Below are 11,515 nucleotides of genomic sequence, written 5' to 3' on the forward strand. Positions count from 1 at the left end.
ACCGGCGCTTGCGAGGAGGCATGGAGACATCCTTCCAGCAGGACCTTCGGTCCTGCCAAATCGGTGTCCACTATCCGGGGGAAGCCTCAACTGGCAGCCGGAACCGCGCCGGAACGATGCGATAACTCGGTGCGGCCGCGATCACCACCGCGCCGTTCACCGCGAGGCCCGACAGCGCCAGGATCCACTGATGGGTCTCGATGGTCATATACGACGGACGCAGCGGGTCATAGGTGAGCAGCAGCCCCGCCTCCATCGTCACGAGCCCCAGATAGAACGCCCGCTTCAACAGCGCCTTGCCCCACACGCCGGCCACCGTCACCCCGATCAGCGCGCCCGCGCCGACCAGCGCCAGATCGGCGACCAAACCCGGAAAGCCCTCGAAATGCCCACTCGGCAGCGCCAATTCGCTGGCCGAGCCATTGATGGCCGGGGTGCGCAGCAGCGCCCACAGCGCCAGCAACACCATGGCGATGGTGAACGGCCGCGAGTCGCGAGCCCGCCGGCGCCGCAGCCGGGCCCCCGCCGCGGCGAGCGACAGCAGCGCGGCCAGCAGGGGCACGACGGTGTTCACCGGAACGGCCTCACGCAGTTGCCATGTGGTGCGCTGCGGGATGGCGTTGCCCGATCCGGCGCGCTGCGCCTCGGCCTCGGTGATGATCCCGCCACCGCTCGATTCTCGCACGCGCTCACCCCGGCTCCGGGACATGACGCAGCCCCGGTTTCGGTATGCCCATGCATCACCCACTGTTCGCCCAGAGCGGAATCGCGGCCCGCGCACTTGACCTCAATATAAGTAGAGGTTTGATGCTGGAGTCATCGACACCCCGTCGAAAGCGAAAGGGAGGCAACGAGATGCGTGTAGTGCAGGCCGAGGAGTTCGGTGGACCCGAGGTGCTGACCGTGCGGCAGGTCGCGGATCCGGTCGCCGGTCCGGGTGAAGTGGTGGTGCGGGTCGCGGCCGCCGACGTCATGTTCCTCGACACGACATTGCGCAGCGGGTGGGCACGCGACTTCTTCCCCGTCGAGCCCCCGTTCGTACCGGGCGGCGCGGTCACGGGCACGGTCGAATCGGTCGGGCCCGACGTGGACCCCGGGTGGGTCGGCAAGCGGGTCGCCACCCCGACGGCGGCCAGCGGTATCGGTGGCGGCCTGCCCGTCGGTGGTTATGCCGAACTGGCACTGGCCAAGGCCGGCACCCTGGCCGTCATCCCTGACGAGCTGAGCTTCGAGCAGGCCGCCGCCCTCGTGCACGACGGACGGACCGTGCTCGCGGTCGCCGACCGGGCCGCGATCCAACCGGGTCAGTGGGTGCTGATCACCGCCGCCGCGGGCGGTCTGGGCACCCTGCTCATCCAGCTGGCCCGCGCGGCCGGCGCGCAGGTCGTCGCCGCCGCCCGCGGGGAGGCGAAACTCGCTCTGGCGCAACGGCTCGGCGCGCACGAGGTGGTCGACTACTCGAAACCCGGCTGGGCCGAGCAGGTCCGGGAACGGACCGGTGGCGTGCAGGTGGTGCTCGACGGCGCGGGCGGCGACATCGGCCGCGCGGCCCTGGCCGCCACCGCTCCCGGCGGGCTGCTCATCGCCTACGGCAACTCGGCCGGTGGCTTCGCCGCGGTCGACGCGGAATCCGCTGCCGCCCAGGGCATTACCATCGTCTCCCTGTTCGAGATCGCGACCCCCGAGACCGACTGGCTCACCCTCCACGACCGCGCCCAGGCAGAGGTCGCCGCCGGTCGCCTCGATGTCGTCATCGGCCAGACCTTCCCCCTGGATCAGGCCGCCGCCGCGCACACCGCCATCGGCTCCCGCGCCGCCGTCGGCCGGACCATCCTCACGGTCTGAGAGTCATCGGCGTGTCGTGAACCTCCGCCCGGCCTCGGAGAGCAAGGTGGCATCGGGCGGAACACGACGCGGAGGTGGTGATGGGTACGAGAGCCGGTGCGGTCGCGGCCGTGGTGGCGGGGGTCTGGATGGCCGTGGCGGGCGCCGCGTGCGCGCAACCGGGCTTCGACCCGGACATCCTGCAGCCCGTTCACATCCCGCCGCGCACCGCGCTCTCGGTGCGCACGCTGGTGCCGGGCGCGGGCTGGGGCACCGACAACGAGACCCAGGAGCGCGCTGCCCTGTCCATCGCCAAGCTGTTCTTGGCGGATTTCGCCCTGCGGCACGGCGACGGCTCGGCCGAGGATCGTGAGCTGGGCGAGCGCATGGTCTGCAAGTCCGACGACGCGGCCGCCGACCGGATCGCGGCGAAATATCCGTACGCCATCGACGCGGTCGCCCAGGAGTACGGCCTGCGCGCCACCCACGGCCGCGGCGGGTGGGAACTGTCGACCACCAGCGTCGCCGACGTGGCCGACTTCCTGGCCGCGAAACTCCGCGACGAACCCGACAGCCTGATCCTGGCCTGGATGGAACAGCCCAGCGAACGGGCGGCCGACGGCACCCGCCAGGACTGGGGCACCGCGCGACTGCCGCAGGTGTACGGAACCAAGTGGGGCTGGTCCGATGTCGGCGCTCCGGAAGTGGCATCGGTGTCCTTCGGCCCCGGATTCACCGTCGCCGCCCACACCTACGGCACCGCCGAGCAGCAGACCGAGGATGTGCTCGGCGCGTGGTCGGCGGTGACGGACCCGGTGACTCCCAAACACTGACACTCGGCGTTGTGCCGGCGGTGTCACCGTCCGCCGGGTGTCGCGGCACATGCTTCGTCCGCCGGCACACCGCGCAATCGTTGATCCACCCAATCCATGGTCGCGCCATAGGAACTGACGTAGGCCGTCAGATGTTCACCGCCGACGATATTCTGCGTCGCCGCCACCCCCAGCGCTTCGCGCTTCGTGTCGGCCGGGATGGGCAATATCCCGAGTGCGCCGAAACGACCGCTGCAGTTGTCCTTGATGGGGGTGGTCGCGAGCCATTGCGGCGCCGGCGCTTCGTGTGATCTGTGCCATCGGAGGACCCCTTGCGCTCGGGACAGTTGTGTCTTCACAATCGTTGTGTGCTTACAACTGTCGACGAGCTGAGCTCGCGCCGGAAGACGATCATCCTGATCACCTGCTGTTTGAGCTTGCTGATCTCGTCCATGGACGCGACCATCGTGAATGTCGCCATCCCCGCCATCCGCGACGACCTGGGCGCGCCGCTGTCGCGGCTGCAGTGGATCGTCGACGTCTACACGCTCACCCTCGCCAGCCTGCTCATGCTCTCCGGCGCGGCCGCCGACCGGTTCGGGCGCAAGCGGGTGTTCCGCATCGGGCTGCTCACCTTCGCGCTCGGCTCGCTGCTGTGCAGCCTCGCGCCCACCATCGGGGTCCTGATCGGCGCGCGGTTCGTGCAGGCCGTCGGCGGTTCCATGCTGAATCCCGTTGCCATGTCGATCATTACGACCACTTTCACCGGCCGGATCGAGCGGGCCCGGGCGGTCGGCGTGTGGGGCGCGGTGGTCGGCATCTCGACCGCGCTGGGGCCCATGGTCGGCGGCGTGCTCATCGACAGCCTGGGCTGGCAGTCGGTGTTCTGGATCAATCTGCCGATCGTGGCGGTCGCGCTGGCGCTCACCACCGTCTTTGTGCCGGAATCGAAGTCGGTCAGGCCGCGCGGCATGGATCCGATCGGGCAGGCGCTGGCGATCGTGGTCCTGTTCACCCTCGTGTACGGCCTGATCGAGCGCGAGCCCGCGGTCTTCGTGGTGTCCGCCCTGGCGCTGGCCGGATTCGTCTGGCACGAGGCGCGCCACCCGTCGCCGTTCATCGATCTGCGCTTCTTCCGCAGCTTCCCGTTCTCCTCGGCCACCGTCATCGCGGTCTGCTCGTTCGCCGCGCTGGGCGCGTTCCTGTTCGACATGTCGCTGTATCTGCAAGGGACCCGGCACTTCTCGGCCGTGCACACCGGTCTGCTGTACCTGCCGATGGCGCTGGGCATGCTGTTCTTCTCGCCGCTGTCGGGGCGGCTGGTGGGCCGCTACGGCACCCGCCCCTCGCTGCTGGTCTCCGGCATCCTGATGGCGGTGGCCGCGATCGGCCTCACCCTGCTGCACCCGGACACCCCGATCTGGCAGCTGGTCATCACCTTCGCGCTGTTCGGCATCGGCTTCGGCATGGTGAACGCGCCCATCACCACCACCGCGGTGAGCGGCATGCCGCTCGATCGCGCGGGTGCGGCGGCCGCGGTCGCCTCCACCAGCCGCCAGGTGGGCGTGAGTCTCGGTGTGGCACTGTGTGGTGCGCTCACGGGCGCGGGATTGTGGTGGACCATCGCCGGTTTCGCCGCCGCGGTCACCGCGCTGGGCGTGGCCGCCAATACCGACTGGGCGTACCGTTCGCGAGATCGCGTCGCCCCCCTGCTCGAACAGAAGGTCCCCGCTCATGCCGGATGACACGCCCACGACCGACGAGGTCTGGCGGCAGCTCACCCACCTGGTGATGGACACCCGCGACACCTGGAAGCGCGCGGTGGTGGAGCGAACCGGCATGCCGTTCAGCCGGATTCGCATCCTGCGCCGGCTGCTGCCCGGCCCGCTCACCGCCAAGGAGCTGGCGCGGGCGGCCACCATGGATGCCCCCGCCACCACGGTCGTGGTCAATGATCTCGAGGAGCGCGGCCTGGTGATCCGCGAGATCGACCCGACCAATCGGCGCTGCAAGCTCATCTCGCTCACCCGCGCGGGCCAGCAGGTGGTGGCCGAGGCCCTCGCCACGCCGGACCCGGCGCCCGCCGAATTGGCCGCCCTGACCCCCGCCGACCTGCGCACACTGCACGGACTCCTGCGCAAACTCGAACACTGACTTACCCGTTCGTGATTCAACCGTTATCGTTTGTCCCGTGCGACACCGAACCTGGAAGTCCCTCGCGGCTCTCTGCGGCGCCCTGCTGATCGCGGGCACCGGCCAGAGCCTCGCCGCCGCACCGGTTTCGGGGTCGCTCGCGCGCCCGGCACCGGAAGCTCCTGTCCGCCCGCTGTTTCCGATCGCCGGCCAGACCGTGGTCCTCGATCCGGGCCACAACGGCGGCGGCGCGGCCCACACCGACGAGATCAATGCCCAGGTGCCCGACGGCCGCGGCGGCATGAAGCCCTGCAACACCACCGGCACCAGCGGTGACGACGGTTACACCGAGCACGAATTCAATTGGGATGTGGCCCAGCGCGTCCGCGACCTGCTCAGCGCCCGCGGCTACCAGGTGATCATGAGCCGCGACAGCGACACCGGCGTCGGCCCGTGCGTGAACGACCGCGGCACCCTCGGCAATCGGGTCGCCGCGGCGGCCGTGGTCTCCATCCACGCCGACGGCGCGCCCGCGGGCGCCCACGGCTTCCACGTCGCCTACTCCTCGCCCGCGCTGAACGACGCCCAGTCCGGGCCGTCGGTGCAGCTGGCCACCACCCTGCGCGACACCATGGTCGGCGCGGGCTTCACCAGCTCCACCTATGTCGGCTCGGACGGGCTGAACCCGCGGGCCGATCTGGCCGGGCTGAATTTCTCCGAGCGCCCGACCGCCCTGGTCGAGTGCGGGAACATGCGAGATCCCGGCGACGCCGCGGTCATCGAATCACCGGATGGCCGCGCGCGATTCGCGCAGGCCATCGCCACCGCCATCGCGGCCTATCTGGGCTAGCACACCGGACGGAACGGCTCATGGCGCGGGCGCTGTCTGCGCCCGATTTGCCGTGAGTACATTCGTCACGTCATTTACCGACCGATTTCGGGAAACCGGACCCACAGAGTTCCGGGGAGGACTCCTTGACCACCACCGAGGCACAGCCGCGCTCGCGCTTTGCGAACTGGCTACTAGAGGACGCGGGTGAGCATCACTCGCAGATTCAGGGGCCGATGGCGAAGAAGGCGCCCAAGGAGCATCAGCATTCCTGGTGGAAGGTCATGTGCCTGACGGGTGTCGACTACTTCTCGACGCTCGGTTACCAGCCCGGCATCGCGGCCCTGGCCGCCGGCGTGCTGTCCCCGCTGGCGACCATCGTGCTGGTCGCGCTCACGCTGCTCGGCGCGCTCCCGGTGTATCGCCGGGTGGCCAAGGAGAGCCACAACGGCGGCGGTTCGATCGCCATGTTCGCCAACTTCCTGCCGAACTGGTGGGGCAAGATCTTCATCCTGGTGCTGCTGGGCTTCGCGGCCACCGACTTCACCATCACCATGACGCTGTCGGCCGCCGACGGTGCGGCCCACATCGTCGAGAACCCGTACGTGCCCGGGTTCCTGCAGGACCAGAACATGACCATCACCCTGGTCCTGCTGGCACTGCTGGCGGCGGTGTTCCTCAGGGGCTTCAGTGAGGCCATCGGGATCGCGGTCGGTCTCGTCGGCGCGTATCTGGCGCTGAATCTGGTGGTCGCCGCGGTCGGCATCGTCAAGGTGCTGCAGGCGCCGCACCTGGTGACCGACTGGTCGCATCTGCTCACGGCCAAGCACGGCAATATCTTCGCCATGATCGGCGTGGCGCTGCTGGTGTTCCCGAAGCTGGCGCTGGGTCTGTCCGGCTTCGAGACCGGCGTCGCGGTCATGCCGCAGATCAAGGGCGATCCGGCCGACTCCAAGGAATACCCGCGCACCCGGATCAATGGCACCCGCAAGCTGCTGACCACCGCCGCGCTCATCATGAGCGGGTTCCTCATCGTCACCAGCTTCATTACCACCATCCTCATTCCAGAGAAGGAGTTCGAGGAGGGCGGGCAGGCCAACGGCCGTGCGCTGGCCTACCTGGCGCACGAGTACCTCGGCAATGCGTTCGGCACGGTCTACGACGTCAGCACCATCGCCATCCTGTGGTTCGCGGGTGCGTCGGCCATGGCGGGCCTGCTCAACCTGGTGCCGCGCTACCTGCCGCGCTTCGGTATGGCTCCCGAATGGGCGCGTCAGATCCGGCCGCTGGTCCTGGTCTTCGCGCTGGTGTCCTTCGGCATCACCTGGTACTTCGACGCGAGCGTCGACGCGCAGGGCGCGGCGTACGCGACCGGTGTGTTGGTGCTGATCACCTCCGCGGCCGTGGCGGTGACCATTTCTGCCTGGCGCAAGCAGCAGTACTCGCGGGTGCTGGGCTTCGGCGTGGTGTCGCTGATCTTCGTGTACACCACGATCGACAACATCATCGAGAAGCCGGCCGGTCTGCATCTGGCCATCCTGTTCGTGGTCGCGATCATGGTGGTGTCGTTCGCCTCGCGCATCCGCCGGGCCTTCGAGCTGCGGGCCGTCGAGGTGATCTTCGACGAGAAGGCCTGCCGGATGATCGACCAGCTGGCCGAGCGCGGCGAGATCCGCATCGTCACCCACGACATCACCGATGGGCGCTCGCCCGAGGAGTACGCGGAGAAGGAGGCCGATCAGCGGCGCGAGAGCCACATCCCGGAGTCGGAGCCCATCCTCTTCCTCGAGGTCATCGTGAAGGACCCGTCGGAGTTCAGCACCACGCTGCACGTGACCGAGGTGGACGTGGACGATTACCACATCCTCACCGTCGAGGCCGCGGCCGTGCCGAACTGCATCGCGTCCATCCTGATCGCGATCCGCGACCGCACCGGCGAGTGCCCGCACGTCTACTTCGAATGGACCGAGGGCAATCCGCTGGTCAACCTGGTGCGCTTCATGTTCTTCGGTGAGGGCGAGGTTGCCCCCGTAACCCGCGAGATCCTCCGCCGCGCCATCCCGCGCCGCTCCCAGCGGCCCCACGTCCACGTCGACAGCTAGCTCCGCACGAGGGAGCTCTCACCGCGGAATCGGACGAATTTCCGCAGTGAGAGCTCCCTTGTCGTTTCGTACCGGGCAGGGCTCGCAAATTTAGGTGTAACTCAGGGTTTCATGCATGCGTAGAATATTGCTACGCTCACGCAGCAAACGCGATACGAGACCAGGAGTACCGATGAAGCTACTTCCGAAGCCGGGCCGCCGACCGGTGACCGAACCCGGAGAGGTAGCCCTCCACGCCCGGAATGTGCAGTTCGATTGGTCCCGGACCGAACCGGTCTGGATGAAGCAGGAACCGATCGCCTCTCACGTCCTCAACGCCCTGAGCATGCTGCTGCCCGAAGGCGAGCGCATGTTCCTGGTGACCTTCGGCGAAGCCCTCGAACTGGTCAAGGACGAGAAGCTGCGGGAGGCCATGATCGGCTTCATCGGGCAGGAGTCCATGCACGCCGAGAGTCACAACGGGGCGCTCGAGCAGGTGCTGTCCGCACACGGGATCGATGTCGAACCCTATGTGCGGCAGACGGAATTCCTGTTCCGCAAGACGCTGGGCCCGAAGGCGGCTGCCAGTGAGGCGGCGCGGCAGCAGCAACTGGTCGAGCGTCTCGGCGTCATCGCCGCGCTGGAGCACTTCTTCGCCTTCCTCGGCGACTGGATCATCAACGCGGACCTCGAACAGTTCGACACCGATCCGCAGATGCTGGACCTGTTCCGCTGGCACGGGGCCGAAGAGGTCGAGCACCGCATGGTCGCCCACGATGTGGCCGAGTACTTCGAGATCGGCTATGTGCGCCGCGGTGCGCTCATGCTGATGGTGTTCCCGATCTTCATCGCACTCATCCTGCGCGGCACCAAGTTCCTGGTGCAGGCCGATCCGTCGCTGCCCAACCACCGCTACCCGATGTTGATCGGGCGGATCTTCGCGGGCATGTGGCGGGGGTCGATTCCGGGGATTCCGTCGCTGCTGATCAGTGCGCTGTCCACCTTCAAGCCCGGCTACACCCCGGAGACCGTCGGCTCGACCGCGCAGGCCGTGGCGTACCTGGCGCAGTCCCCGGCCGCCCGGGCGCTGGCCTCGTGAGCGCGGTTCGTCCCGTCCCGGTCGCGCCGCCGCAGGATCTGTTCGGCAAGGGTCGTGCCGATCGCACCACGCGGGTGCTGGATTTCATCGCCGAGAGCCGTTTGCGCTGGACCACGTTCGTGAACCGGCGTGAGCCGGACGTGCGGGTGGACGACTGGCGGATTCCGCTGGTCGTGGTGCAGCGCCGGGTGGAGGCGCACGACACCGATGTGATCAGCCTGCTGATGACCGCGCCGGACGGACGCAAGCTGCCGGACTGGCGGCCGGGCGCGCACCTGGATCTGGAATTGCCCTCGGGGAAGGTGCGGCAGTACTCGCTGTGCGGCGACCCGGCCGATCGGCACGCGTATCGCGTTGCGGTGCGGCGCATTCCGGACGGCAACGGCGGTTCGCTCGAGGTGCACGAGAGGCTGGCGGTCGGTACCCCGGTCACCGTGCGGGGGCCGCGCAATGCCTTTCCGTTCGTGCTGCCCGGGTACGGATCCTCCGCCGCGCGAGTGCATTTCGTGGCGGGCGGCATCGGCATCACGCCGATCCTGCCGATGATCCGGATGGCCGCGCGGCTGGGCGTGGAGTGGAGCATGATGTACGCGGGGCGGTCCCGCGACACCATTCCGTTCCTGTCGGAGGTGGAGTCGTTGCGCTCGCGGGTGACCGTCCGCACCGATGACGAGCACGGCATTCCCACGGCCGCGGAGCTGCTGCCGGGCGTCGGTCCCGACACCTCCGTCTACTGCTGCGGGCCGGTCGTGATGACCCAGCTCATCGCCGACGCCGTGCGCGAAATGCCCGGCGTGGAACTGTATTCCGAGCGTTTCTCGCCGCCACCCGTGGTGAACGGCACCGCCTTCCAGGTGGAGCTGGCCCGCACCGGCGAGGTCCTCGACGTGCCCGCCGACAAGTCGGTGCTCGAGGAAGTGCTGAAGGCTCGTCCGGACTCGTCGTATTCGTGCCGGCAGGGCTTCTGCCGCACCTGTGTGGTGCGGGTGCGCTCCGGCGAGGTCGACCATCGCGACACCGTGCTCACCGATGCCGAGCGCGCGGTCGGCGACATGCTCATCTGTGTATCCCGTTGCGGCGGGGACCGTCTGGTGCTGGACATCTAGCGCCGTCTCTCAACGAGGAGAAGATCGTGACCGATCAACCCACCGTCATCCCCGCCGCCGAACGCCTGGTGCGCAGCGGTGAATTCGACATCGCCGTCTACGAATACGGTGAGCCCTCCGCGACTGGAACATCTAAAGACACCATTGTGCTGGTGCATGGCTGGCCCGACGACAACCATCTGTGGGACCGGGTGGTGCCGCTGCTGGCCGACCGCTTCCACGTGGTCACCTACGACACCCGCGGGCATGGTCGCTCCACCCGCACCGACCGCACCGAGGACTACCGGCTCGAGCACTTCGCGGCCGACTTCTTCGCCGTCGCCGATGCGGTGAGTCCCGATGCGCCCGTGCACATCCTGGCCCACGACTGGGGTTCGGTGGAGATGTGGGAAGCCGTCTGCGAGCCGCAGGCCGCCGGGCGGGTCGCCTCGTTCACCTCGGTGTCCGGGCCCAACCTGGACCACCTGGGCGCGTGGGTGCGGTCGAGCCTGTCGCGCGGCAAGGTGTGGGGGCCGTTCACGCAGCTGCTGTCGTCGATGTACACCGGGCTGTTCATGACCCCGGGTGTGCCGCGGGTGGTGCTCAAGCCGCTGGGCACCGAGAAGATGTGGTCGCGCTTCGTCGGGCTGATGAACGAGACCTCGCCGGAGAACATCAAGCTCGGACCGGAATTCCGGCGCGACTTCTTCGACGGCATGCGCATCTACCGCGCCAATATCCTGCAGCGCCTGGGCGATCCACGGGAACGCCGCACCGAGGTGCCGGTGCAGCTGATCATCGCGCGCCGCGATATCGCGGTGCGGCCCGCCGGCTACGACGACACCAAGGACTGGGCGCCCAACCTGTACCGGCGCGAGGTCGGCGGCGGGCACTGGCTGCCGTTCTCGCACCCGGAACTGCTGGCCACCTCCACCGTCGAGCTCATCGACTCGCTGCGCACCGGGGAAACCCCGCGCACCCTGCGCCGTGCCGAAGTCGGCCGGGCGCAGCGGCCTTTCGAGCACCAGCTGCTGGTGATCACCGGCGGCGGCAGCGGCATCGGGCGTGAGACGGCGCTCGCCTTCGCCCGCAAGGGCGCGGATGTCGTGCTCTCCGATATCAACCTGGACTCGGCCAAGGAGACCGCGGATCTCATTGCCGCCGAAGGTGGTGTCGCATACGCCTACCAGCTCGACGTCTCGAATGACGAAGCGGTCGCCGAGCACGCGGCCGCGGTCATCGCCACGCACGGTGTCCCCGACATCCTGATCAACAATGCCGGTGTCGGCGCGGCGGGCGACTTCTTCGACACTCCCGCAACCGAATTCGACCGGGTCCTCAATATCAACCTGCACGGCGTCATCAACGGGTGCCGCGCCTTCGGCAAGGCCATGGCCGATCGCGGCCTCGGCGGCAGCATCGTCAACCTCTCCTCGATGGCCGCCTACACCCCCCAGCGCGGTTTCGCCGCCTACTCGACCTCCAAGTCGGCGGTCTTCATGTTCTCCGACTGCCTGCGGGCCGAACTGGCGGGCAAGGGCATCGGCGTCCACACCATCTGCCCCGAGAAGGTTGATGTTGCACGTATTATCCAGCTATGCGAAACCCCACCGTCGCCCCGCTGGTCGGCATTCAAGCGGCGATTTACCTTC

General features: G+C 68.4%; 11 protein-coding genes. 9 read left to right on the plus strand and 2 right to left on the minus strand.

Annotated elements, in window-relative coordinates; translation table 11 throughout:
- Positions 1–70: 70 nt before the first annotated feature.
- Complete coding sequence (locus tag ACWEKS_RS47500) at positions 71–685, minus strand: hypothetical protein (RefSeq protein ID WP_452346284.1); 615 nt, start codon at positions 683–685, stop codon at positions 71–73.
- Positions 686–855: 170 nt separating this feature from the next.
- Here ACWEKS_RS47500 and ACWEKS_RS47505 point away from each other — a divergent pair, with 170 nt between their 5' ends.
- Positions 856–1,845 (plus strand): zinc-binding dehydrogenase, encoded by a 990-nt coding sequence (locus ACWEKS_RS47505; RefSeq protein WP_452346285.1) that lies wholly within the window; start codon positions 856–858, stop codon positions 1,843–1,845.
- Between the two features lie 80 nt (positions 1,846–1,925).
- The gene (locus tag ACWEKS_RS47510; RefSeq protein WP_452346286.1) at positions 1,926–2,657 is read left to right on the plus strand and encodes a hypothetical protein; all 732 of its coding nucleotides are present in this window, start codon (positions 1,926–1,928) and stop codon (positions 2,655–2,657) included.
- Positions 2,658–2,680: 23 nt separating this feature from the next.
- On the opposite strand, the gene ACWEKS_RS47515 is transcribed toward ACWEKS_RS47510, so the two are convergent.
- Positions 2,681–2,995: a hypothetical protein gene (locus tag ACWEKS_RS47515; RefSeq protein ID WP_452346287.1), complete on the minus strand. Its 315-nt coding sequence runs from the start codon at positions 2,993–2,995 to the stop codon at positions 2,681–2,683.
- Positions 2,996–3,004: 9 nt separating this feature from the next.
- Here ACWEKS_RS47515 and ACWEKS_RS47520 point away from each other — a divergent pair, with 9 nt between their 5' ends.
- The 7 genes from ACWEKS_RS47520 to ACWEKS_RS47550 form a co-directional block, all read left to right on the plus strand.
- Positions 3,005–4,381: an MFS transporter gene (locus tag ACWEKS_RS47520; RefSeq protein WP_452346288.1), complete on the plus strand. Its 1,377-nt coding sequence runs from the start codon at positions 3,005–3,007 to the stop codon at positions 4,379–4,381.
- Positions 4,371–4,790, plus strand: a complete 420-nt coding sequence (locus ACWEKS_RS47525; protein ID WP_452346289.1) for a MarR family winged helix-turn-helix transcriptional regulator — start codon at positions 4,371–4,373, stop codon at positions 4,788–4,790. Before ACWEKS_RS47520 ends, ACWEKS_RS47525 begins: the two co-directional genes overlap by 11 nt.
- 37 nt (positions 4,791–4,827) lie before the next feature.
- Complete coding sequence (locus ACWEKS_RS47530; RefSeq protein WP_452346290.1) at positions 4,828–5,619, plus strand: N-acetylmuramoyl-L-alanine amidase; 792 nt, start codon at positions 4,828–4,830, stop codon at positions 5,617–5,619.
- A gap of 125 nt (positions 5,620–5,744) precedes the next feature.
- Positions 5,745–7,700, plus strand: coding sequence for an amino acid transporter (locus ACWEKS_RS47535; protein WP_452346291.1), 1,956 nt, complete (start codon positions 5,745–5,747; stop codon positions 7,698–7,700).
- A 172-nt stretch (positions 7,701–7,872) separates the two neighbouring features.
- On the plus strand, positions 7,873–8,778 hold the full coding sequence (locus ACWEKS_RS47540) for a metal-dependent hydrolase (protein WP_452346292.1): 906 nt from the start codon (positions 7,873–7,875) through the stop codon (positions 8,776–8,778).
- Entirely contained in the window at positions 8,775–9,884 is a 1,110-nt protein-coding gene (locus ACWEKS_RS47545; protein ID WP_452346293.1) for a PDR/VanB family oxidoreductase, read from the plus strand. Before ACWEKS_RS47540 ends, ACWEKS_RS47545 begins: the two co-directional genes overlap by 4 nt.
- Before the next feature lie 26 nt (positions 9,885–9,910).
- The coding region (locus tag ACWEKS_RS47550) for an SDR family oxidoreductase (protein WP_452346294.1) at positions 9,911–11,515 on the plus strand (1,605 nt) is incomplete at its 3' end.

The organism is Nocardia sp. NPDC004711 (assembly GCF_053601595.1).

Bases quoted from the DNA above. Each gene is read 5' to 3' on its own strand.
- ACWEKS_RS47505 (WP_452346285.1), top strand. From the start codon at position 856: ATGCGTGTAGTGCAGGCCGAGGAGTTCGGTGGACCCGAGGTGCTGACC.
- ACWEKS_RS47510 (WP_452346286.1), top strand. From the start codon at position 1,926: ATGGGTACGAGAGCCGGTGCGGTCGCGGCCGTGGTGGCGGGGGTCTGG.
- ACWEKS_RS47525 (WP_452346289.1), top strand. From the start codon at position 4,371: ATGCCGGATGACACGCCCACGACCGACGAGGTCTGGCGGCAGCTCACC.
- ACWEKS_RS47540 (WP_452346292.1), top strand. From the start codon at position 7,873: ATGAAGCTACTTCCGAAGCCGGGCCGCCGACCGGTGACCGAACCCGGA.